Source organism: Actinoplanes sp. NPDC048796 (genome assembly GCF_040650035.1).
Classification (GTDB): Bacteria; Actinomycetota; Actinomycetes; order Mycobacteriales; family Micromonosporaceae; genus Actinoplanes.
On sequence record NZ_JBEZGO010000004.1, the window covers coordinates 329,556 to 352,224 of the forward strand.

General features: G+C 73.6%; 23 protein-coding genes. 17 read left to right on the forward strand and 6 right to left on the reverse strand.

Annotated features, from left to right (window positions below; all coding sequences use genetic code 11):
• Positions 1–141 precede the first annotated feature (141 nt).
• Together AB0C26_RS20115 and AB0C26_RS20120 are read left to right on the forward strand one after the other, a co-directional pair.
• A complete protein-coding gene (locus AB0C26_RS20115) occupies positions 142–1,335 on the forward strand; it encodes an aKG-HExxH-type peptide beta-hydroxylase (protein WP_360249126.1) in 1,194 nt (397 codons plus the stop codon).
• Positions 1,332–1,919 carry a DinB family protein gene (locus tag AB0C26_RS20120; protein ID WP_360249129.1) on the forward strand — a complete coding sequence of 196 codons (588 nt, stop codon included), beginning with the start codon at positions 1,332–1,334 and terminating at the stop codon, positions 1,917–1,919. Before AB0C26_RS20115 ends, AB0C26_RS20120 begins: the two co-directional genes overlap by 4 nt.
• Here the strand turns inward: AB0C26_RS20120 and AB0C26_RS20125 are convergent.
• Entirely contained in the window at positions 1,884–2,465 is a 582-nt protein-coding gene (locus AB0C26_RS20125; protein WP_360249132.1) for a TetR/AcrR family transcriptional regulator, read from the reverse strand. The two genes, AB0C26_RS20120 and AB0C26_RS20125, sit on opposite strands and share 36 nt — an antisense overlap.
• A gap of 98 nt (positions 2,466–2,563) precedes the next feature.
• Here AB0C26_RS20125 and AB0C26_RS20130 point away from each other — a divergent pair, with 98 nt between their 5' ends.
• Together AB0C26_RS20130 and AB0C26_RS20135 are read left to right on the forward strand one after the other, a co-directional pair.
• Positions 2,564–3,343 (forward strand): SDR family oxidoreductase, encoded by a 780-nt coding sequence (locus AB0C26_RS20130; protein ID WP_360249135.1) that lies wholly within the window; start codon positions 2,564–2,566, stop codon positions 3,341–3,343.
• Positions 3,344–3,354: 11 nt separating this feature from the next.
• Complete coding sequence (locus tag AB0C26_RS20135) at positions 3,355–3,939, forward strand: cadmium resistance transporter (RefSeq protein WP_360249138.1); 585 nt, start codon at positions 3,355–3,357, stop codon at positions 3,937–3,939.
• Here AB0C26_RS20135 and AB0C26_RS20140 read toward each other — a convergent pair.
• Positions 3,914–4,318 (reverse strand): YkvA family protein, encoded by a 405-nt coding sequence (locus AB0C26_RS20140; RefSeq protein WP_360249141.1) that lies wholly within the window; start codon positions 4,316–4,318, stop codon positions 3,914–3,916. The two genes, AB0C26_RS20135 and AB0C26_RS20140, sit on opposite strands and share 26 nt — an antisense overlap.
• 241 nt (positions 4,319–4,559) lie before the next feature.
• Between AB0C26_RS20140 and AB0C26_RS20145 the strand changes: the two genes are divergently transcribed.
• Positions 4,560–5,282 carry a cutinase family protein gene (locus AB0C26_RS20145; protein ID WP_360249144.1) on the forward strand — a complete coding sequence of 241 codons (723 nt, stop codon included), beginning with the start codon at positions 4,560–4,562 and terminating at the stop codon, positions 5,280–5,282.
• 9 nt (positions 5,283–5,291) lie between these two features.
• Positions 5,292–5,936, forward strand: a complete 645-nt coding sequence (locus AB0C26_RS20150; protein WP_360249147.1) for a nucleotidyl transferase AbiEii/AbiGii toxin family protein — start codon at positions 5,292–5,294, stop codon at positions 5,934–5,936.
• A gap of 7 nt (positions 5,937–5,943) precedes the next feature.
• On the opposite strand, the gene AB0C26_RS20155 is transcribed toward AB0C26_RS20150, so the two are convergent.
• On the reverse strand, positions 5,944–6,573 hold the full coding sequence (locus AB0C26_RS20155; RefSeq protein ID WP_360249150.1) for a TetR family transcriptional regulator: 630 nt from the start codon (positions 6,571–6,573) through the stop codon (positions 5,944–5,946).
• Between the two features lie 251 nt (positions 6,574–6,824).
• Between AB0C26_RS20155 and AB0C26_RS20160 the strand changes: the two genes are divergently transcribed.
• The 10 genes from AB0C26_RS20160 (at position 6,825) to AB0C26_RS20205 (ending at position 20,332) form a co-directional block, all read left to right on the forward strand.
• Positions 6,825–9,611, forward strand: a complete 2,787-nt coding sequence (locus tag AB0C26_RS20160; protein ID WP_360249153.1) for a BREX system ATP-binding domain-containing protein — start codon at positions 6,825–6,827, stop codon at positions 9,609–9,611.
• Positions 9,611–12,313 (forward strand): LuxR family transcriptional regulator, encoded by a 2,703-nt coding sequence (locus AB0C26_RS20165; protein ID WP_360249156.1) that lies wholly within the window; start codon positions 9,611–9,613, stop codon positions 12,311–12,313. Before AB0C26_RS20160 ends, AB0C26_RS20165 begins: the two co-directional genes overlap by 1 nt.
• A 139-nt stretch (positions 12,314–12,452) precedes the next feature.
• Positions 12,453–13,079, forward strand: coding sequence for a VOC family protein (locus AB0C26_RS20170; RefSeq protein ID WP_360249159.1), 627 nt, complete (start codon positions 12,453–12,455; stop codon positions 13,077–13,079).
• A gap of 19 nt (positions 13,080–13,098) precedes the next feature.
• Positions 13,099–14,139 (forward strand): alpha/beta hydrolase, encoded by a 1,041-nt coding sequence (locus AB0C26_RS20175; RefSeq protein WP_360249162.1) that lies wholly within the window; start codon positions 13,099–13,101, stop codon positions 14,137–14,139.
• A gap of 24 nt (positions 14,140–14,163) precedes the next feature.
• Positions 14,164–14,619, forward strand: a complete 456-nt coding sequence (locus tag AB0C26_RS20180) for a VOC family protein (RefSeq protein WP_360249165.1) — start codon at positions 14,164–14,166, stop codon at positions 14,617–14,619.
• Positions 14,620–14,642: 23 nt separating this feature from the next.
• Positions 14,643–15,257: a redoxin domain-containing protein gene (locus AB0C26_RS20185; RefSeq protein ID WP_360249168.1), complete on the forward strand. Its 615-nt coding sequence runs from the start codon at positions 14,643–14,645 to the stop codon at positions 15,255–15,257.
• A 36-nt stretch (positions 15,258–15,293) separates the two neighbouring features.
• Entirely contained in the window at positions 15,294–15,683 is a 390-nt protein-coding gene (gcvH, locus tag AB0C26_RS20190) for a glycine cleavage system protein GcvH (RefSeq protein WP_360249171.1), read from the forward strand.
• A 160-nt stretch (positions 15,684–15,843) separates the two neighbouring features.
• Complete coding sequence (locus AB0C26_RS20195) at positions 15,844–18,330, forward strand: DUF3516 domain-containing protein (RefSeq protein WP_360249174.1); 2,487 nt, start codon at positions 15,844–15,846, stop codon at positions 18,328–18,330.
• Positions 18,330–19,664 carry an ATP-binding protein gene (locus AB0C26_RS20200; protein WP_360249177.1) on the forward strand — a complete coding sequence of 445 codons (1,335 nt, stop codon included), beginning with the start codon at positions 18,330–18,332 and terminating at the stop codon, positions 19,662–19,664. The genes AB0C26_RS20195 and AB0C26_RS20200 overlap by 1 nt, the downstream gene beginning before the upstream one ends.
• Positions 19,661–20,332: a response regulator gene (locus tag AB0C26_RS20205; RefSeq protein ID WP_360249180.1), complete on the forward strand. Its 672-nt coding sequence runs from the start codon at positions 19,661–19,663 to the stop codon at positions 20,330–20,332. The genes AB0C26_RS20200 and AB0C26_RS20205 overlap by 4 nt, the downstream gene beginning before the upstream one ends.
• On the opposite strand, the gene AB0C26_RS20210 is transcribed toward AB0C26_RS20205, so the two are convergent.
• Complete coding sequence (locus AB0C26_RS20210) at positions 20,329–20,535, reverse strand: 4-oxalocrotonate tautomerase family protein (RefSeq protein ID WP_360249183.1); 207 nt, start codon at positions 20,533–20,535, stop codon at positions 20,329–20,331. The two genes, AB0C26_RS20205 and AB0C26_RS20210, sit on opposite strands and share 4 nt — an antisense overlap.
• 84 nt (positions 20,536–20,619) lie before the next feature.
• Positions 20,620–21,222 carry a TetR family transcriptional regulator C-terminal domain-containing protein gene (locus AB0C26_RS20215; protein WP_360249186.1) on the reverse strand — a complete coding sequence of 201 codons (603 nt, stop codon included), beginning with the start codon at positions 21,220–21,222 and terminating at the stop codon, positions 20,620–20,622.
• Positions 21,223–21,324: 102 nt separating this feature from the next.
• On the opposite strand from AB0C26_RS20215, the gene AB0C26_RS20220 reads away from it, so the two are divergent.
• The gene (locus tag AB0C26_RS20220) at positions 21,325–21,561 is read left to right on the forward strand and encodes a hypothetical protein (RefSeq protein WP_360249189.1); all 237 of its coding nucleotides are present in this window, start codon (positions 21,325–21,327) and stop codon (positions 21,559–21,561) included.
• A 709-nt stretch (positions 21,562–22,270) separates the two neighbouring features.
• On the opposite strand, the gene AB0C26_RS20225 is transcribed toward AB0C26_RS20220, so the two are convergent.
• A complete protein-coding gene (locus AB0C26_RS20225) occupies positions 22,271–22,648 on the reverse strand; it encodes a hypothetical protein (RefSeq protein ID WP_360249192.1) in 378 nt (125 codons plus the stop codon).
• Positions 22,649–22,669: the final 21 nt, after the last annotated feature.

Genomic DNA, 22,669 nt, shown 5'->3' on the forward strand with positions numbered 1-22,669 from the left:
TTCACTGCCGGTAGGGGGAGGCGTGGTGGAAAAGACACCCTTGGACGAGATCCGCCGGACGCCGATCGACCGCATCGACCATAAGCAGGCCGCCTCCGTGGTGCGCCGCATCCTGCGCCGCTCGGGCTTCTGACCTCCGGCGTGCTCAACGAACGCCCGGCCCCGGTCGCGGGTGATCTCGGCGCGCTGCCGGCCGACGTCTTCGACCGGGTGGCCGCCGGTTACGGCGACGCCGCGGCCGTGGGCCTGCTGGCCGACGCCGAGCTGGCCGTCAACCGGGCTCTGGTCAGCGAGATCCTGGGCGAGACGGCGGCCGGCGGCGAGCTGCTGGCCGAGCTCGAACGGGCCGCGCCGGCCGCCTTCGACGCCGTCCTGAGCCATCCGTTCGTCCGCTCGTGGGCGGTGGCCTGCCTGGAGGGCAAGGACGCCGAACCCGACCGGGCGGCGGCCATCGCGGCGGCCGTCGCCGTCCGGGCCGGCGCCGACGCCGACGTGCAGGTGCACGCCCACGACGGCCTGATCCACCTGCCCACGGTCGGGGTCTTCGCGGCGCCGGCCGAGCAGGTCCGGGTCACGGCGGGCCGGTCGTCGGTGGTCCTGCGCTGGCCGGGCGGCCGGGCCGAGCTGCCGGCTGGCGACCGGCAGATTCCGGGCTGGCACGCTTGCCGGTGGGTCTCGCTTGACGGGGTACGGGTTCTGCTCGACGACGCCGACCCGTACCGCGACCGCCTCGAGTTCGCCGACCCGGCCTGGCTGGACGCCGACGGCGAACGCGCCTGGGCGGCCCGGCTGGCGGCGACCTGGGAACGGCTCGCCGCCGACGCCCCGGCCCAGCTCGACGGCCTGCGCGGCGGGCTCCGCGCGATCGTCCCGCTGGCCGCGGCCCCCGACGGCACCCCGCGCGGCGCCACCTCCCGCCACGCGTTCGGCGCGGTCGGGCTCTCGCCCACGGCCGACCCCGGCGAGGCCGCGCTGCTGCTCGTCCGCGAGTTCCAGCTGACCAAGATCGGTGCCGTCCTCGACCTGATCGACCTGGTGCCCGAGGACGCCGTGTCCGAACGCCTGGCGGTGGGCTGGCACGACGACCCGCGCCCGGTCGAGGCGGCCCTGCGCGGCGCCTACGCCCACCTGGCCGTGGCCGACGTGTGGCGGCACCGGGCACTGTCCACCGGCGACCCGGCGAGCCGCGGCGTCTACCGCCGCTACCGCGACTGGACCGCGGAGGCCATCGACACCCTGCTCACCGGCGACCGGCTCACCGAGGCGGGCACCCGTTTCACCCGCCGCATGGCCGCCACCCTCGACGAGTGGTCCCATCAGGCTCGGGCCTCGTGATCGACGACTTCGCGAAGGACTGTCTGCACGAGGAGCTCAACGACTCCCGGGCGGCGCTCGTCTGGAAGCTCGACGGGCTTTGCGAGTACGACATCAGGCGGCCCCTGACCGTGACCGGCACCAACCTTCTCGGGCTGGTCAAACACCGGGCCACGGGGGAGGCGCGCTACCTCGGGGAGGTCTTCGGCCGGCCGTTCCCGGAGCCGCTGCCGCGGTGGCAGGACGCGGACGGCAGTGACCACTGGGTGACCGCCGCCGAGACCCGCGAGCAGATCGTCGACTTCTACCGGCGGGCCTGCGCACACGCCGACGCGACCATCAGGGAGCTGCCGCTCGACGCTCCCGGCCACGTGCCGTGGTGGCCGCGCCCGCACGTCAAGCTCTTCGGCGTCCTGGTGCACGTGCTGCAGGACACCACGCGGCACGCCGGGCACGCCGACATTCTGCGCGAGGGGCTTGACGGCCGGACCGGTGTGCTGGCCGAGCAGGAGCGGCCGGCCGACACCGCGGCGCGTGCGGCGCACCGGGCCGTGGTCGAGCGGGCGGCGCTAGCCGCGATCGGGGCCGTGCCAGAACGCCGGTGACGCCGCCATGATCAGACGGACGCCCCGGGCCACGTCCAGCGGGTCGGTGGGCAGCCAGGCCTCGACCGCTCCGGCGGTGCCGGACGCCGCGTAGGCGGCCAGGACCCGGATGTCGCCGGGGGCGCCGGTGCCGGGCGGCAGGATCTCCGGGTACGCGTGGGCGTGGGCCTCCAGCGACTGGCGTACGACGATCTCCAGGTTTTCGCGCAGGGGCGGCAGCAGGTGAGGGCGGGCCGCGTGGCGGTAGACCTCGGCGTGCTCGGCCACGTGGGCGCAGAGAGCGTGGACGCCGGCCCGCATGCCCGAGTCGGTGTGCGGGCCGCCGGCCAGGTCGGGGTGGCTCGCGGCGATCGTCTCCAGCTCTTCCCGCAGTACGGCGGCCAGCAGCTCCACCGGGGACGCCGCGTGCCGGTAGAAGGTGTCGCGGGTGACGCCGGCCTCGTGGCACAGCTCGGTGACGGTGACCTCGGTGATGGGCCGCCGGCCGGCCAGCCGGTAGACGGCGGCGCGCAGGGCCTCCCGCGAGCGTCGAAAGCGCGGGTCCATTCGCGGAACTATAGCGGCCGAGCCCTATCTGACACTTGTCAGATAGCGACGTATGCTCGAAGGGCGCCGGCCGCCGGGCCGGCAAGGGGAGGTACACCATGGCCAGGTTCGACGGAAGGACCGTCATCGTCACCGGCGGAGCCCGCGGGATGGGCGCCACGCACTCGCGCGGATTCGTGGCCGAGGGTGCGCGCGTCGTCATCGCCGACGTGCTCGACGCCGAAGGCGAGACGCTCGCGAAGGAGCTCGGCGACGCGGCGATCTACCGGCACCTCGACGTCACGCATGAGCGGGAGTGGGCGCGGCTGATCGAGGAGACCAACGCGGTCTTCGGCGCGCCGACCGTGCTCATCAACAACGCCGGGATCGGCGGCAAGGGCGCCCTCGTCGAGGACGAGACGCTCGAGGACTGGCGGCGCCTGCTCGCGGTCAACCTCGACGGCGTGTTCCTCGGCACCCGCGCTGTCATCCCCGGCATGAAGGCGGCCGGCGGTGGGGCCATCGTCAACATCTCGTCGTTCGCCGGGCTCATCGGCACGCCCCACGCGGCCGACTACACGACGAGCAAATTCGCGGTACGCGGCTTCACCAAGGCGGTGGCCATGGAGGTCGCGGCCCACGGCATCCGGGTCAACTCGGTGCACCCCGGCTACATCCGTACGCCGATCCTCGGCCCTCTCGGCGACGAGGTCGTGCACGGCAAGGTCGCCCTGGACCGCATGGCCGCGCCCGAGGAGGTCACCCGGATGGTGTTGTTCGTGGCGTCCGACGAGGCCGGATACTCGACCGGATCCGAGTTCGTCGTCGACGGCGGCTGGTCGGCCGGCTCGCCGGTCGGCATCGGGCAGGCCAACGCGGCGTTCTCCGAGGCACCCTAAGATCTCTGACCATGCTCCTCGGCCAGGCGGTCGTCCTGTTCGCCGTCACCAACATCGACGACATCCTGATCCTGGCGCTGTTCTTCGCCCAGGGCGCCGGCCGCCGGCACCTCACGCGGACCATCGCTATCGGGCAGTACCTCGGCTTCGCCGGGATCCTCGCGGTCGCGGTGGCCGCCGGGTTCGGCGCCACGTTCCTGCCCGAGCCGGTCCTGCCCTACCTCGGGCTGCTCCCGATCGCGCTCGGCGTCAAAGCCGGCGTGCAGGCGTGGCGCCACCGCGGCGACGGCGAGGAGTCCGGCGGCTCGCCTGGTGGCGGCCCGCAGAGCCTCGAGGTGGCCGCGGTGACGTTCGCCAACGGCGGCGACAACATCGGGGTGTACGTCCCGGTGTTCGCCACCGCCGGCGCGGCCGGCATGACCGTCTACGTGCTGGTGTTTCTCGTGCTGGTCGCCGTCTGGGTGGCGGCCGGCCGCTTCTTCGCCACCCGCCCGGTGATCGCCCGCGCGCTCAGCCGGTGGGGCCACGTCGTCCTGCCCCTGGTGTTGATCGGCCTGGGCCTGTGGATTCTCATCTCAGGCCGGTCAGGCGGCTGAGTGCGGCGAATCCGTCGTCGCTGCCCGGCCAGTGCCGCCGCACCGCGTCCAGCCCGGCCCGGCGGACGGCCGACCGCAGCACCAGGGTCACGATGATCGCGTCGTCGGCGTACCCCAGCACCGGGATGAAGTCGGGAACGACATCGAACGGCACCGCCAGATAGGCCAGCAGCAGCCCCAGCCGAATCCGCACCCCGCGCGGCAGCGTCCGGTCCCCAGCGAGCCGCTTGAGCAGCCGCAACAGATCGGGCAGCAGCCGCAGCGCCTCCTTGAGCTGCGCCGTGCCGGGTTTCGCCACCATCAGCGCGACGAGCAGCGCGGCCCAGATCACCAGCAGCCCCACGGCGAGTCCGATCAGCGCTTGCCACCACCAGGCCATGGCCACAGCCTAGGGTCACCGATTCGCGCGAGACGCGCCTGACGGCCCGGACCACCGCGCGGGCCGCGTCGAGCTTCCCGGTCGGTGGGGAGAAAGCGTACGTCTTCCTCTTGAACCTTCTATGTCACCCAGAGTGAGTAAGCCGAGGTTCTTCTCGCTTTTGAACCGTCGGGCCGCCACGCTGCGTATCACCGGGCAGCTATCTGCACTGGCAGTGCTTTTTGGCGGAAGGGGCAGCAGGATGCGCGGAAGCGGAAACAAGGCGAAGATCGCCACGATCGGGGCGGGCGCGGCGCTGGTCGCGGCCGGGCTCGTCGTCGCGCCACAGGCGTTCGGCGGGACGACGACGGCCGCGGCGAATTGCGCGGCCGTGCACATCATCGCGACGCGGGCGTCGACCGAGCGGCCCGGGGCGGGAATCATCGGATCGCTGGTCAGCAGCGTGCAGCGGGCGAGCCGGCAGACGGTGAGCACCGAGGCGACCGACTATCCGGCGGTGCTCAACCCGTACGGGCCGAGCGTGTCGGCCGGGGTGCGGGCGCTGACCGGGCAGATCACGGCCAAGGCGGCGGCCTGCCCGGACACCAAGCTCGTGCTGATGGGCTACTCGCAGGGCGCGCATGTGATCGGTGACGTGCTGGCCGGCAGTGGGCGCCAGGCGGTGTCGACGCCGAATCAGGCCCTCGACGCGCGGCTGGCGGCCAAGGTCACGGCGGTGATCCTGATGGGTGATCCGCGCTACGTGGCCGGCAAGTCGTTCAACGCGGGCACGAGCCGCACCAACGGGCTGTTCGCGCGGGGCAACGACGCGGCGCTGGACGGGTTCGCGGCGAAGATCCAGTCCTACTGCGACACGGGCGACAACTTCTGCGCGCGCGGGGCGAGCCTGGCCACGCACCTGGGTTACACGCGCAAGTACAACACCGTGGCCCAGCGGTTCGTGCTGCAGCGGATAGGCGGATAACCTACCCCGGTGGCGAGCGTCGACGACTTCTACCGTGATGTCGCGCGGATAGCGCTCGCGGTCGCCACCAAGCACGGCTTCGTTCTCGGGGGCGGTGTCGCCTGGCTGGTCAACGGCCTGGTGGCCCGCCCCACCGAGGACGTCGACCTGTTCACCGACGCCCCCGGCGGCGTGGCCGCGGCCGCCGGTGAGGTCACCGCCGCGCTGCGGAAGTCCGGCTTCCGGGTGGTGGCCGAGGAGGGCGACGAGCTCTTCGAGGGCATGTCCGCCGACATCCAGGAATTCCTGGTCGCGGACGCGCACAAGGCGCTTCGGCTGACGCTGTGCCGACTGGATCGGCAGAAGGCCCCCGTCGTGATGGACCTCGGCCCGGTCATGCATCTGGACGATCTCGTCGCCACGAAGGTCGCCGCCCTGGTCAACCGGCGCGAGGTCAGGGACTACATCGACGTGGCGGCGGCGCTCGAGCGCTATTCGCTGGCCGAGGTCATGGAGCTGGCCCGCAACGCCGACCCGGCCCTCGATCCCGATGACATCGCGGACGCGGGACGCTATCTGGACCGGCTGGACGACGCGCGGTTCGCCCTCTACGGGCTGGGCGCGGCGGAGATCGCGGCGCTGCGGCGGCGGCTGGCGTCCTGGCCCCGGCGCTGAGCCCCGCTCACTGAGGGCCGGCCGGCGGGCTGTCGCCGAGGGCCCGGCCGACCTCGGCGAAGACGACGCCGACCGCCTCGCCGAGTCCCGGGCTCCGGCCGGCCCGCCACTGCCGGAACGCCAGCCGGATGACCACCAGGATCAGCGCCGCGTCCGCCCGGGCGGCGAGGTCGGGCTCGTCGAGACCGCGGCGCCGGGCCAGATGCTGCGCCAGGTGTGTCTCCCAGTCGCGCTGCACGGCCAAGGTGTACGGCAGCAGCGCCGGGTTCGCGGCGACGATCTCGTCCCGCGCGGCCATGGCCTTGGCCTGCGCGGCCAGATGGGCGGCGAAGGCGGTGAGCACTTCGAGCAGTTGAGCGGGCCGGGCCTGAGTGACGTCCATGCGCTCGGCGGCCTCGCGGATCCCGTCCAGCAGGTACGGCTGATAGGCGAACAGGACCTCTCTCTTGCTCCCGAAGTACCGGTAGAAAGTGGCCGGTCCGATGCCGGCCGCGGCGCTGATGTCCTCGACGGTGACGGCGTCGTAGCCGCGGCTGCGAAACAGCGCGAGGGCGGTCCGCTCGACGCTGACCCGTGACCGCTCGCGCCGGCTGGCACTGTCGCTCGTGGCCGGTCGGCCGTCAGCGGTCCTGCCCATCGGTGGCTCGTCCTCTCTCCAGCCGAGGGTCCGTTCGGCGCGCCGCATCATGACACGGGGCGGAAGCGATTCACAAAACGGATTCATCGCCGGAGGGGGTAGCCTGCCGGGCGGTATTGATAGACACTATCAGTCGTTCGCGAGCGTCCTGCCAGGACAAACGCGGCGGCAAAGGTCAGATCGATAGGCCGGACACGGCACCGGGTAACGGCGCCGACGGAAAGACCCGCACACGCAGGGGGCGCGTAGACGTGGGTGCAGTCACCACCCGCCCGGCCGATCGGCCGGGCGGCCGCCTGATCGGCCGGGAGGCCGAATGCGCGGCGCTCGACGGCCTGCTCGCGGAGGTGACCGCGGGACGGTCCCAGGTGCTGGTTCTGCGGGGAGAGCCCGGCGTGGGCAAGAGCGCGCTGCTCGCCCACCTGGCGGACCGGGCCGCCGACTGGCAGGTGCTGTCCGCCGCCGGGACGGAGAGCGAGCGGGACATGGCCTACAGCGGACTCCACCAGCTGTACAAGCCGCTGCTGGCGCATCTGAGCCGGCTCCCGGCGCCGCAGGCCGACGCGCTCGGCACCGTCTTCGGCCTGCGGCGCGGGCCCGCGCCCGACCGGTTCCTGGTCGGCCTGGCCAGCCTGAGCCTGATCGCACGGGCGGCCGACGAAGGCCCGGTGCTCTGCCTCGTCGACGACCTCCAATGGCTGGACCCGGCGTCGGCGCAGATCCTCGCTTTTGTCGCCCGCCGGTGGTCCACCGAACGGGTGGCCCTGGTCGGCGCGGTGCGCGAGACCTCCGGCGAGCACCCCCTCGAAGGCCTGCCCGAGCAGACGGTTCCCGGGCTCACCGACCAGCACGCCCGCACGCTGCTGCTGGCCCAGATCCACGAGCCGTTCGACGAGGCGGTGGCCGGGCGCATCGTGGCCGAGAGCCGCGGCAACCCGCTCACGCTCGCGGAGTTGCCGCGCGGATGGCGCCCGGGAGCGCTCGCCGGCGGTTTCGGTCTGCCCGCCGCCTGGCCCTCGACCGGCCAGGCGGAGCCCACCCTCCTCCGCCGGCTGCGTTGCCTGCCGGCCGGCACCCGCCTGCTCGTGCTGGCCGCCGCGGCCGAGCCGACCGGTGACTCCGCCCTGCTGGAGAGGGCGGTCGAGCGGCTCGGCATCGGCATGCCGGCCATCGTCGCGGCGGTGGACGCGGGGGTCCTGAGACTGAACGGACGAGTGGAGTTCGCGCATCCCGCCGTTCGGTCGGCCGTCTACCGCGCGGCCAGGTCCGCCGACCGCGGTCGCGTCCATCGCGCGCTGGCCGAGTCCATCGAGGCCGGCCCGGACGGCGACCGCCGCGCCTGGCACCGCGCTCAGGCGGCGATCGGCCCGGACGAGGACGTGGCGGCGGAGCTCGAACGATCGGCCGGCCGGGCGCGGGCCCGCGGCGGGCTCGGCGCCGGCGCCGCGTTCCTCACCCGCGCCGCCGAGCTCACGGCCGATCCGTCGGCACGGGTCCGGCGCGCCCTGGCCGCCGCGGCCGCCGGCGTCGAGGCGGCCGCCTTCGGGGCCGCCCGCGCCATGCTCGCCGTCGCCGCCGACGGAGCGCCCGGCGAACCGGAGCGCGCCCGGATCGACCTGATCGCGGCCCAGCTCGCCTTCGCGTCGAGCCGGAGCAACCAGGCGCCCGCGATGCTGCTGGCGGCCGCGCGGCGCCTGCAGCCGTTCGATGAGATCCTGGCCCGCCGGGCGTACCTCGACGCGTTGTCGGCCGCCCACTTCGCGGCGCGGCTGCCCGCCGAGACCGGCGTCGTGCAGGTGACGCGAGCCGCCCGGGCCGCGCCGGCGCCGGAGGCGGACCGGGGGACGGCCGGAGACCACCTCCTCGGCGCGTTCACGGCCCGCACCGACGACTACTCCGCGGCCGTCCGGCTGGGCCGCCGGGCGCTGGCGGAGCTGCGCCGGGAACCGGAGCCGTCCGGCGACCGGCTGCGCTGGCTCTGGCAGGGTGCGGTGCTCGCCCTGGACCTGTGGGACGACGAGAGCGCGTATCTGCTGTCCGGGGAGCACCTGCGGGTGGCCCGCGAGACCGGCTCGCTGACCGAGCTGGCGCTCGGCCTGGACTGCCGTACCTGGATCCTGGTCCTGCGCGGGGACTGCGCCGGCGCCTCGGCCCGGGCCGAGGAGGCCGCGTCGGTGCACGCCGCCGCCGGGATCGACGCCGCTCCCGCCGGCGCCCTGGTCCTGGCCGCCTGGCGCGGCGACGCCCGGCCGGCCCGCGCCCTGGCCGAGGAGGCCCGGCGCGCGGCCCTCGCCCGGGGTGAGGGCCTTGGCGTCGCCGTCAGCGACTACTGCGAGTCGGTGCTGGGCAACAGCCTGGGCCGGTACGACCAGGCTCTGCCGGCCGCCCGCCGCGCCTGCCTCGACGACCGGGAGATGGTGGTGTGCCACCAGGCCCTGCCGGAGCTGATCGAGGCGGCGGTACGGTGCGGGCGTTCCGATCTGGCCGAGGAGGCCCTGCCCCGGCTGACGGCCCGGGCGACAGCGAGCGGCACGCCGTGGGCGCTCGGGATCGAAGCCCGGTGCCGGGCGTTGTCGAGCTCCGGTGAGACGGCCGAACACTGGTACCGCCAAGCCGTCAACCGGCTCAGTGCCGCCGGGGTGCGGGCCGAGCTGGCCCGGGCCCATCTGCTGTACGGCGAGTGGTTGCGGCGGACCAAACACGAACGCGCCGCCCAGCGGGAGCTGCGAGCGGCGTACGACATCTTCACCACCGCCGGGATGGCCGGTTTCGCGGCGCGGGCCGAACACGAGCTGGTCGCCGCCGGCGGCGCCGACCGCCGGGCCGCCGAGTCGCACCATGCCCTGACCGTCCAGGAAGCCCACATCGCCGGCCTGGTCCGCAAGGGCCTGTCCAACCCGGAGATCGGCGCGCAGCTGTTCCTCAGCGCCCGGACCGTGGAATGGCACCTGCGGAAGGTCTTCACGAAGCTGGGCGTGACCTCCCGGCGGGAGCTGCGTGACCTGCCCGACTCCTCCCCGCTGTTCGCGACGCCGTGATGGCCGCCCCGCCGCTGGTAGGGCGCCGGCGCGAATGCGCCCGGCTCGATGAGCTGCTGGCCGCCGCGCGGGCGGGCCACAGCCGGGTCCTGGTGGTGCGCGGCGGGCCCGGCACGGGCAAGACCGCGCTGCTGCGGTTCCTGACCGACCGGGCCGGGGCGTGCCGGATCGTGCGGGCCGGCGGTGCCCGGTCGGAGCGCAACCTCGGCTACGCCGCCCTGCACCAGCTCTGTCTTCCCCACCTCGAACGGCTGGCCGGGCTGCCGGCCCGGCAGCGGGAGACCCTCGAGGTGGCGTTCGGGTTGTCGGCCGGCCAGCCGCCGGATCCGTGGCTCGCCGGGCGAGCCGTGCAGACGCTGATGACCGAGGTGGCCCGGGAAGGCCCGCTGCTGCTGGTGGTGGACGACGCCCAGTGGCTCGACGACGCCTCGGCCGCGGCGCTCCGGAGCATGGCCCACCGGCTGGCCGCCGGGCCGGTGGGCCTGGTCGTGGCCGTCCGGGACCCCGCCGGGGCGTGGCCGCGGGGTCTGCCCGAACTGGCCGTTTCCCGGCTGGACAGTCACGACGCGGCGGTCCTGCTGGACCGGACGCTGGCCGGTGTGCCCGATCCCCGCGTCCTGGCCCGTCTGCTGGCCGAGAGCGACGGCAACCCGCTGGCGCTGCTGGCGGCGGCCCGCGCGGTCCCCATGCCGGAGCTGGCGTCCATGGGCGCCGGGCCACCGACCGGGCGGCTGGAGCGGGAATTCGAGCGGCGGGTCGGCGCGCTGCCCGGCCCGGCCCGGCGGTTGCTGCTGCTGGCGGCGGCGGAACCGGCCGGCGACGTGGCGGTGCTGCGCCGGGCGGCCCAGCGGATCGGCTCGGCCTGGCCGCCGGCGGTGGCGGCCGAGTGCGGCGGGCTGCTCAGCGTGGCCGGCCCGCGGGTGCTGTTCCAGCATCCGCTGGTGCGCTCGGCCGTCTACCGCTCGGCCGCGCCGGCCGAGCGCCGCGCCGCGCACCGGGCCCTCGCCGAAGTGACGGACCCGCACCGCGAGCCGGACCGGCGGGCCTGGCACCACGCCCGTGCCGCCGTGCGGCCGGACGAGGCGGTCGCGGCCGATCTCGAGCGGTCAGCGGGACGGGCACTCGCCCACGGCGGCCTCGGCGCCGCCGCGACCTTCCTGGAACGGGCCGCCGCGTTGACGCCCGAGCCGGCCCGGCGAGCCCGGCGCTGCCTCGCCGCCGCCCGGACCAAGCTGCGGGCCGGGGCGCTCGTCCAGGCCGCTCAGCTGGCGGCGTCGGCGCGCGCCGGTCCGCTCGACGAAACCGGGCGGCTGCTGATCGAACGGCTGGAGGCGGAGGTCGCGGTGGCCACCGGCCGCGACGGCGATGCGGTGGCCCGCCTGCTGGCCGTCGCCCGGCGGTGGGAGACGGTTGACGCGCGGACGGCCCGCGACATGTACCTGGAGGCCCTGGCCGCGGTGCTGCTCACCGGGCGCGCGGGGTCGGGCGCGCCGGCGTGCGACGTCGTCCGGGCGGCCCGCGCCGCACCGCCGGCCGGGACCCCCGCGGGTCACGCGCTGCTCGAGACCCTGGGCGCGCTGCTCACCGAGGGACCTCGGCACGCCGCGCTCCGGTGGCGCGAAGCGGTGGGAACGCTGGCCCGCCCCGAGCAAGACCTCGAGAGCGCGCTGCGCTGCACGGGCCTGGCCGCCGCGGCGGCGGCCGGCCTGTGGGACGACGCCGGCTGGGACCTGCTGAGCCGGCGCCACCTCGAGACGGCGCGCCGCGCGGGGGCGCTCGGCGTGCTCCCGCGCGCCCTGCACGCCCGCGCGGTGATGCGGGTCTTCGCCGGTGAGACGGCGCAGGCGGCCACGCTGATCCACGAGGCGGACCGGCTCGGCCCGGAATCCGGCGGGCTCGTGCCCTGCGGCGCGATGATCCTGGAAAGTGTGCGGGGTTCCGCCCACGGGCGCTCGTCGCCGGACACCGGCACCGACGCTCCGATGCGGGACCTCGCCCAAGCCCTGCTGTCCAACGCGCACGGCCGGTACCCCGAGGCGCTGCGAGCGGCCCGGCGGGCGGCCGAGGATCGCTCACCGGTGGGCCCGCCGCAGTGGGCCCTGGCCGAGGTCGTCGAGGCCGGCGCCCGGATCGGCGCCACGCGGGCCGCGCGCGAGGCGCTGGATCAGCTGTCCGACATGGCGCACGCCGCCGGCACCGACTGGGCGCTCGGGATCCTGGCCGGCCGGCGGGCACTGATCGCCGGAGACGCGGACGCCGAGGACGACTACCGGGAGGCGGTGGAGCGGCTGGGCCGGACCCGGCTGCGGCTCGACCTCGCCCGCGAGCAGTTGCGCTACGGCGAGTGGCTCCGGCGGCAGGCTCGGCGGCGGCACGCCCTCGATCAGCTCCGTACGGCGCACGCGGCGTTCGCCGCGATGGGCGCCGGCCCGTTCGCCGAACGCGCCCGGCACGAGCTCCTGGCGGCCGGCGGAGGCCCGCGCCGGGACGCCGGCCCGGCCTCGGCCGTGCTCACCGCCCAGGAGACCCACATCGCGCGGCTCGCCGCCCAGGGACTCACCAACGGCGAGATCGGCGCCGCCCTGTCGATCAGCGCGCGGACCGTGGAGTGGCATCTCGGGACGATCTACATCAAGCTCCGCGTTCCCGCCCGCGGCCGGCTGCGGCTGGCCCTGGCCGAGATGGACGCCGGCGAGCGCTAGGCCCCGGCGGCGGGCCCGGGGTCACCGGTGGGCGCCCCCGCCGACCCGGTATCCGGCCCGGGAGTTTCCCGGGGTGGTGATCCCCGCGGCCGGGCCACAGTGAGGGCACCGGCAGTGATCCGCGGACGAGGAGTTCACCATGGACCAGAAGCTCGAGGTCATCGTCATTCCCGTGTCCGACGTCGACCGTGCGAAGGACTTCTACAAGAGACTGGGATGGCGCGAGGACGCCGATTTCGTCACCGGGCCCGACTTCCGGGTCATCCAGGTGACGCCGCCCGGCTCGCCCTGCTCGGTCATCTTCGGCACCGGCGTCACGTCGGCCCGGCCCGGCTCCGCGCAGGACCTGGTGCTGGCGGTCGACGACATCGAAGCGGCGCAGTCCGGCCTGCTCGGGCTCGGTGTCGACATCAGCGACGTCTATCACGACGCCGGCGGGATCTTTTATCACGCGGGCACGGCCGCGCGGGTCCCCGGGCCGGACCCCGAGCGGCGGACGTACGCGTCGTACGCCGCCTTCGCCGACCCGGACGGCAACGGCTGGGTCCTGCAGGAGGTGACCACCCGGCTGCCCGGCCGGCTCTGGTCGGACTTCGGCACCGACGTCGCCGTTCTCGCCGACCTCCTGGGCGAGGCCGAGCAACGCCACGGCCGCCCCGACGAGGCCGGCAAATGGAACTGGTACGCGCCCTACATCGCCGCCCGCCGCCTGGGGCGCAGCCCGGAAGAGGCCGCCCGGGAGGCCTCGGCGGCCACACCCGCCTGACAAGCCGAGGAGCCACACGATGTCAGCCCACCCCGAACCGGACCCGTCCGACGCCCGGCCGCGCCTGTCACGGCGTGCGTTCACCGGCGGCGCGGCCGCCGCCACCGCCCTGTCGCTGACCGGCGCCTGGCCGTCACCGGCCGGCGCCCACACCGCCCTGGGCCCCCATTTGCCGGCCGAATTCGGCCGGACCTTCCGCAGCCGCCTCGTCCGGGCCGGCGGAATCCGCCAGCACGTCGTCATCGGCGGCGAGGGGCCGGCGCTGCTGCTGGTGCACGGCTGGCCGCAGAACTGGTACGCGTGGCGGCGGCTGATGCCGGCGCTGGCCCGCGACCACACCGTCATCGCGGTCGATCAAAGGGGCATCGGGCTCACGGACAAGCCGGCGGGCGGTTACGACAGCGCGACCCTCGCCGACGACCTGGCCGCGCTGATGACCGAGCTCGGCCACGACCGGTTCGCGGTCGCCGGCCACGACACCGGCTACATCATCGCGTACGCCCTCGCCGCCGATCACCGCGACCGCGTCGAGCGCCTGATCGTGGCCGAGATCCCCGGGCCTCCCGGCGTGGTCGAGGCGCCGTCGCTGTTCCCGGCTGACGTCGTCAACAACCGGGTCTGGCACATCCCCTTCAACCGGGTCGACGACGAGCTCATCGTCGACATGGTGCGCGGCAACGAGGCCGCGTTCTACGGGTACGAGTTCAAAATCCAAAGCGGTGGCGTACCCCTGCCCGGCTACGCCGTCGACTACTACACCCGGCTCTACGGACGCAGCCGGGACTCGCTGCGGGCCAGTTTCGGCCTCTACCGGGCGTGGTTCACCACGCTGACGCAGAACGTGGAGCGCAAGAAGAACCTCTTGACCATTCCGGTCCTGGGAATCGGCGGAGCGAACAGCTGGGCGCAGCGGCCCGGCGACGCGATGCGCGACGCCGCGACCGACGTCCGGACCGTCGTCCTCCCCGGCGCCGGCCACTGGGTGGCCGAGCAGGCGCCCCAGCCGATGCTGGCGGCGATGACGCAGTTCCTGGCCCCCTACCGGGCCGCCCGATCCTGACCGCAGCCGACCGAAGGAGCCCTGATGACCAGCAACGACAACGGCGAACCGACCGTACCGACGCGCTTCGAGGTGACCGCCCTGCCGGTGACCGACGTCGACCGCGCCAAGGCGTTCTACCAACAGCTGGGGTGGCGGCTCGACATCGACTTCGAGCCCAGCCCCGGCGTCCGCGGTGTCCAGTTCACCCCGCCCGGCTCGGCCGCCTCGATCCAGTTCGGCTCGGGAGCGGCGAAGCCCGCGCCCGGTCCACTGCGCGGCCTGCTGCTGATCGTGGACGACATCGAAGCCGCCCGCGCGGACCTGATCGGCCGCGGAGTCGACGTGGGGGAGATCTTCCACATGGAGCCGGGCCGGGGCCCGGCGCCGGGTCTCGACCCGAAGCGGCGCTCGTACGCCAGCCGGGCCGCCTTCGAGGACCCCGACGGCAACCAGTGGCAACTGCAGGAGATAACCGAACGGCTTCCCGGCCGGGTCTGAACGGCGCCGGAGAGGAGCCCGCTGTGCGTGCCGACATCATCCGGGGCGCGAAGTTCCCCGACTACCAGCTCACCGACCACACGAAGAAGCGCCGCCGGCTCAGCGACCTGCAGGGCGACGACCCGATGATCCTGGTGCTGGCCCGGGGCCACTACTGCCCGAAGGACCAGCAACAGCACCGGCAGCTGGCCGCGTTCCAGCCGGAGATCGGTGTCGGCTACACGCGCCTCGTGACGATCTCCACCGACAACATCGCCGTGACCCGCGAGTTCCGGGCCTCCGTGGGCGCGCACTGGACCTTCCTGTCCGACGCCGGACGCAAGATCCAGAAAGATCTCGACCTCCGGGAGTACACGGATCCGTACCACGATCCGATGATCCCGCACACCCTGGTGCTCAAGCCCGGCCTGATCATCCATCGGATCTACAACGGCTACTGGTACTGGGGACGGCCCTCGGTGGAGGACCTCCGTCACGACCTGCGCGAGGTCACCGAACAGATCCGCCCGGACTGGGACCTGGCCGCGCCCGGGTTGCGCGAGGACTGGGAGGCGGGCGACCACTCACGGTTCTTCCACGACGTGGACCTCGAGCCGGGCCTGCGGACCGCCGAGGAGGACCAGGCCCATGCCGACTGACCTGTGCGTTCCGCCGTTCACCAGAGGAGCGGGCCGATGACCGGCGAGAGCTACCCGGCCGATCTGCGCTACCACCGGCAGCACAACTGGGCCCGGATCGAGGATGACACCGCCACCTTCGGCATCACCTGGTTCGCTCAGGACAACCTGCAGGAGATCGTCTACTTCGACGCCCGGGCCGTCGGCGACGCGGTGGCCCGGGACGAGCCGTACGGCGAGATCGAATCGGTCAAGGCGGTCTCCGACGTCGACGCGCCGCTGTCCGGGGTGATCCTGGAGGTCAACACCGCCCTCGCCGACGGTGCCGCCGCCCTCAACCAGGACCCCTACGGCCGGGGCTGGACGGTCAAGGTGAGGCTGTCCGACCCGGACGAGGCCGGCCTGCTGCTCACCGCCGACGAGTACCAGACCACGATCAGCCGCTGAGGCCGCCGGAACGGCACGTGGTCCAGCCGCACCCCGATCTCGGCCGGGCCGGGCCGGCTGGTGGCGGTGGCGCGAGGGCCACGACGATGAACCTCCCCGGCTGGGTAACCACGAGCGGGCAGAACAGGCGCGGTCAGGGCCATCATATGATTGTCAGATCATGACATTGACCGATCGTCTTCCCGGCACCAGCGAGCCCGACGCCGTGTTCGACGCCTTCCAGAAGTGGGCGACCGAGCAGGGGCTGGCGCTCTACACCCACCAGGAAGAGGCGCTCATCGAGGTCGCCACGGGGGCGAACGTCATTCTGAACACCCCCACCGGCTCCGGTAAGAGCCTCGTCGCCACCGGCGCGCACTTCGTGGCGCTCGCCGACGGGCGCACCACCTTCTACACCGCGCCGATCAAGGCCCTGGTCAGCGAGAAGTTCTTCGCCCTGTGCGCGATCTTCGGGGCGCACAACGTCGGCATGCTCACCGGCGACGCCAGCGTCAACGCGGACGCCCCGATCATCTGCTGCACGGCCGAGGTGCTGGCCAATCTCGCGCTGCGCGAGGGCGCGGACGCCGACGTCGGCCAGGTCGTGATGGACGAGTTCCACTTCTACAGCGAGCCCGACCGGGGCTGGGCCTGGCAGGTGCCGCTGATCGAGCTGCCGCAGGCGCAGTTCATTCTCATGTCGGCCACGCTGGGCGACACCACCCGCTTCGTCGACGACCTGTCTCAGCGCACCGGGCGGCCCACCGCCGTGGTGAGCAGCGTCGAACGGCCGGTTCCCCTGCTTTTCTCGTACGCCATGACGCCGCTGCACGAGACGATCGAGGAGCTCCTGCAGACCAGGCAGGCGCCGGTCTACATCGTGCATTTCACCCAGGCGGCCGCCCTGGAGCGGGCGCAGTCGCTGATGAGCATCAACATGGCCACCCGCGAGGAGAAGGACAAGATCGCCGCCGCGATCGGGAACTTCCGGTTCGCCGCGGGCTTCGGCCGTACGCTCTCCCGGCTGGTCCGGCACGGCATCGGCGTGCACCACGCCGGCATGCTGCCCAAATATCGCCGTCTGGTGGAGACCCTGGCCCAGGCCGGTCTGCTCAAGGTGATCTGCGGGACGGACACGCTCGGCGTCGGCATCAACGTGCCGATCCGCACCGTGCTGTTCACCGGGCTGTCGAAATACGACGGGGTCAAGACCCGGCTGCTCAAGGCACGCGAGTTCCACCAGATCGCCGGGCGGGCCGGCCGGGCCGGGTTCGACACTCTGGGTACGGTCATCGTGCAGGCCCCCGAGCACGTCATCGACAACGAGCGCGCCCTCGCCAAGGCCGGCGACGACCCGAAGAAACGGCGCAAGGTCGTCCGCAAGAAACCGCCCGAGGGCACCATCGGCTGGGGCCAGCCCACGTTCGACCGCCTGGTCGCGGCCGAGCCGGAGCCGCTGAACAGCTCCTTCCAGGTGTCGCACGCGATGCTGCTCAACGTCATCTCGCGTGGTGGCGACCCGTTCGCGGCCATGCGGCACCTGCTGACCGAGAACCACGAGGAGCCGGCCGCCCAGCGCAAGCACATCCGGCGGGCCATCGCGATCGCCCGGGCGCTGCTGGCCGGCGGGGTCATCGAGCGGACGCCCGAGGGCACGTACCGGCTGACCGAGGATCTTCAACTGGACTTCGCGCTCAACCAGGCCCTGTCACCTTTCGCGCTGGCCAGCCTGGAACTGCTCGACCCGGAGGACCCGTCGTACGCGCTCGACGTCGTCTCGGTGATCGAGTCGACCCTCGAGGACCCGCGGCAGGTGTTGTCGGCGCAGCGGCAGAAGGCCCGCGGCGAGGCCGTCAACGCGATGAAGGCCGAGGGCATCGAGTACGAGGAACGGATGGCGCTCCTGGAGGACGTCACCCACCCGCGGCCGCTGCTGGAGCTGCTGGAGGCCGCGTACGAGACGTACCGCCGTGGCCACCCGTGGGTGGCCGACTACGAGCTCAAGCCCAAGAGCGTGGTGCGGGACATGTACGAGCGGGCGATGACCTTCACCGAGTACGTGTCGTTCTACGGCCTGTCGCGCTCCGAGGGGATCGTGCTGCGCTACCTGGCCGACGCGTTCCGGGCGCTGCGGCAGACCGTGCCCGAGGACCGGCGTACCGAAGAACTCACCGACCTCATCGAGTGGCTCGGCGAGCTCGTCCGGCAGGTCGACTCGAGCCTGCTCGACGAATGGGAACGCTTGCGCAACCCCAACTTCGACATCGAGGAGGTACGCCTCGACGACAAGCCGCCCGCGGTCACGCGCAACACCCGCGCGTTCCGGGTGCTGGTCCGCAACGCGATGTTCCGCCGGGTCGAGCTGGCCGCCCTGCGCCGCTGGGACCTGCTGGGCGAGATGGACGGCGAGCACGGCTGGACCGCGCAGCGCTGGCAGGACGCCATCGAGGACTACTTCGACGAGTACGACGAGATCGGCACCGGGCCGGCCGCGCGCGGCCCGGCGTTCCTGCACATCGACATCACCCCGACGGCGTGGAACGTCCGCCAGGTCTTCGAGGACCCGGAGGGCGACCACGACTGGGGCATCGACGCCACCATCGACCTGGCCGCCTCGGACGAGGCGGGCGCGGCGGCGATCGTGGTCACGGCCGTCGGCCCGCATTGATGCTGTCGCGGCCCCGGCGGATCGGGGGGTTCGCCGCCGCCGCGGCCGGGGTGCCACTGCTCACCCTCGTCTCGTACGGGATCGATCTCGCCCTGCCGGACGTGGTGCTGATCCTGGTCGCCGCGGTCGTGGCCGTGGCCCTGCTCGGCGGCCTGTGGCCGGCGCTGCTGGCCGCGGTCGGCGGTTTCCTGCTGCTGAACTTCTACTTCACCGCCCCGCTGTACTCGCTCGAGGTCAACACCGGTGAGGGCCTGCTGGCGCTGGTCGTCTTCTTCGGCGTCGCCTTCAGCGTCTCGTGGGTGGTCGACCTGGCCGCGCGCCGCACCCGGCAGGCCGACCGGGCCGCCGCCGACGCCCGCACCCTGGCCGCGGTGGCCGGCGGCGTGCTGACCGGCCCCGACCCGCTGAACGGGCTCCTCGGCCAGCTCCGCGACAGTTTCGGGCTGTCGTCGGTGACCCTGCTCGAGGACGGCGTGCCGGTGGCCGCCGCCGGTGAGGCCGCGATCCACGGGGACGCGACCGTCGCCGTGGACGGCTCGCTCTCCCTGGTCCTGCGCGGGCACGCACCGTCGCCGGACCAGTGGCAGGTGGTGCAGGCCTTCGCCGCCCAGGCCGCGGTCGCCCTGCGCCAGCAGCGACTGGCCATCGCGGCCGAGGGCGACCGGGTCCGCACCGCCCTGCTGGCCGCCGTCGGCCACGACCTGCGGACCCCGCTCGCGTCGGCCAAGGCGGCCGTGGCCGGCCTGCTCAGCGAGGAGGTCGAGTTCGACGCGGCCGACCGGCACGAGCTGCTGGAGACCGCCGACGAATCCCTCGACCGGCTGGCCGCCCTGGTCTCGAACCTGCTCGACATGAGCCGCCTGCAGGCGGGCACGCTCGGCATGGTCCCGGCCGACGTCGGTCTCGAGGACGTGGTGCCGCGCGCGCTGGACGAGCTCGGCCCGCCCGGGCGCCGGGTCGCCGTCCAGCTGCCCGACGACCTGGCCGCGGTCCGGGCCGACCCCGGCCTGCTGGACCGCGTGCTGGTGAACATCGTCGGCAACGCGTTGCGGTACTCGCCGGCCGAGCGGCCGCCCACGATCACCGGGCGGGTCGCGGACGGGCGGGTCGAGCTGCGCGTGGTCGACCACGGCCCGGGCATCCCGGCCGCCGACCGCGACCGGGTGTTCCTGCCGTTCCAGCGGCTCGGCGACCGTGACAACCACACCGGGGTCGGGCTCGGCCTGGCCCTGTCCCGCGGCCTGACCGAGGCGATGGGCGGGACCCTGACCCTCGAGGACACACCCGGAGGCGGCCTCACCATGGTCCTCAGCTTGCCGATGAGTGCGACGTGACGCGCATCCTGGTCGTCGACGACGACCCGCAGATCGTCCGGGCCCTGCGGATCAACCTCCGGGCCCGGCAGTACGACGTCGACGTCGCCCCCGACGGCGCCGGCGCGCTCAAGGCGGCCGCCGCCCACCCGCCCGACCTGGTCGTGCTCGACCTGGGCCTGCCCGACATGGACGGGGCCGAGGTGATCCGCGGGCTGCGCGGCTGGACCACCGTGCCGATCATCGTGCTGTCCGGCCGGGCCGAGGGCACCGACAAGGTGGCCGCCCTCGACGCCGGCGCCGACGACTACGTGACCAAGCCGTTCGGGGTGGACGAGCTGCTGGCTCGCATTCGTGCGGTGACCCGCCGCGCCCACACGGCGGAGGGCAGTGGACCGGCCACGGTCACCCTGGGCCAGTACACGATCGACCTGTCCGGCCACACGATCACCCCCGAGCAGCGGCTCACCCCGACCGAGTGGCAGCTGCTGGAACGCCTGCTGCGCAACCCGGGCAAGCTGATCACCCAGCGCAGCCTGCTGCACGACGTGTGGGGCCCGCAGTACGGCACGGAGACGAACTACCTGCGCCAGTACATGGCCCGCCTGCGCCGCAAACTCGAGGACGATCCGACCCGCCCCCGCCACCTCATCACCGAGCCCGGCATGGGCTACCGCTACCAGCCCTAGCTGCGGCCGAGCATGTCGGCGGTCAGGACGGTGCCGCCCAGACCCCAGCCGCCTTCGGTGACCTCCTCGACCAGGACGAGGGTGGTGGCGCGGGCCCGTTCGCCGTACACGTCGGCGTAGGCGTCGGTGACGGCGTCGATCAGCTTCTTCTTCGACTCCGGGGTCAGGGTGTCGGCGGGAACCTTCAGGTTGGCGAACGGCATGACAGGTCTTCCTTGTCCACTGCGTTAGTGGCGATATCTTTGATCCGTATCGCCGATACGACGAATGTAGCACGGCGCGCTCGGTCACCCCGCGTGGAAGAGCCGGTCGACCTGGTGGTCGATCAGGTCCACGGCGTACTGCGGTGTGTGTTGCCCCAGCAGGACGGGCGGCTGCAGTCCCTGTGCGCCGGCCACGAGGAAGGCCGCTTCGGCCCGCGGGTCCAGGTCCGGGCGCACGTGGCCCAACTCCTGGCCCTGGCGCAGCAGCGACGCGATGAGGTCTTCGAGTCCGTGCGGGCTGTCCCGCACGGAACGGGCCAGGGTGGCATCGGTCAAGAACCGCGTGAAGTACGCGGCGTGCACCACCTGCGTGCGGCGCCTCTCCTCGTCCAGGGGGAGCAGTTCCAGCAGGATCGCCCGGACCACGGCTCGCGGTGACGGGTCGGGACCGAGGTCGCTCATCCGCTCGGCCGCACGCCGTTCGGCGTCGGCGTTCAGGATCTCCAAGGCGCCCAGCAGCAGGTGCTCGCGGGTGCCGAAGTAGTACTGCAACTGCCGCGCCGGCACGCCCGCTTCGGCGGCGACGTGGCGCAACGTGACGTCCTCGAGGCCGCCGCGGGCGGCGAGCCGCCACACGGCCTCGGCGAGCCGATGCCGGCGTTCCTCGTGATCGACGTGTCGGGGCATGCGGCTGGTCCTCGGCGGCTCGCGGGTGGTGGTCCGATCGTACCAAAATCTGTTATGGTCCGATCGAACCATAACGCGAGCGACGAAGGAGGAGAGATCGCGATGAGGCGTGTCTTCGTGCTGGTCGTGGGCATGGTCCTGTTGGTGGTGGGAGCTCAGGGCGGTATCCGCCTGCTGGCCGACCACGACAACGCCGGCGTCCTGCGCTGGCTGCCGGGCGGATTCGCCGCTCAGCTGGCCGGCTTCGCCGCGATGACCCTGGTCGGCGCCGTCCTGGCCTCGGCGGGCGCGGCGAAGGCCCGCCGATCCGGCTCGGCCGACGGCGGGCAGCGATCGTGACGCGATGGGGGAGCAGCGATGTGCTCACCGCCGGCTGGCCCCGGATGGTCTGAAGGCCCTGGGGACCGGTCTCCCAGTCGACGACCAGGCGCAGCCGCGACGACACCGGATCCCACACGAACCAGCCGGCTGTCCGATGCCCTGTCGGCCCCCTGTCGGCCCCCTGCGGCCGGTTGCCCTCGCGCCGCGCGCGATCACCACTCGCCGTCGAGCGGAAGGAGACGAACGTGAGGCGGCGCCGGTCGAGACCGCGGCCCGAGCCTGACTCGGCCAGCGTCAGCTCAGGCGGTGAGTGAGCCGCTGCGACCGTTCGGGGTTGCGGCGGCCGAGGGCAGTGATGTCGGTTCACGCGCGGCAACCCGCTCGCGCTCGCGGAGTTGCCGCCGGAGAGCGCTCGCCGGCGGTTTCGGTCTGCCGGCCGCCTGGCCCTCGACCGGCCAGGTGGAGCCCACCCTCGTACGCGCGGCCTGTTCCGAGGTGCGGTGGCCGGAGTGCAGCGGCGTCGGTTCCGGCGCTGGCCGCGACCGTTCGGCGGTGCGGCGGCCGAGGTATCCCGTCGGTTCAGGCGGTGAGGGCGCCCGCGGCGAGCTGGTCGTCCGCGCGGCGGGCGGCGGTCGAGGTGCCGCGACGTCGGTTCAGGCGGTGAGGGCGCCGGCGGCGAGCTGGTCGGCGGCGCGGCGGGCGGCGGTCGAGGTGCCGCGACGTCGGTTCAGGCGGTGACGGCGCCCGCGGCGAGCTGGTCGGCGGCGCGGCGGGCGGCGGCCAGCCGCAGGCGGGGGTGCCGGGTCTCCCAGGCCGCGCGGACGGCGCGGGGGAGGTTCAGGTCGGGCCAGACGCGGACCAGGGTCGGGCCGTCGAGGTAGGCGCGGAGCTCGGTGACGCGGATGGCCTCGCGCAGGACGTTCTCGTACATCCAGGCAAGCATGGTCGGCTCGGCCAGGTCGAACGCCCGCTGGGGGCCCCACCACAGCCGCAGCGGCAACTCGACCAGGCCGGCGGTGGGCCCGCGCAACTCGCCGAGGGTGCCGGCCACGAGGACCGGCCGGTGGGGCCGGGCCAGATGGACGGGGGCAAGGGTGGCGCTCATGCGATCAGCGTAAACCGACCC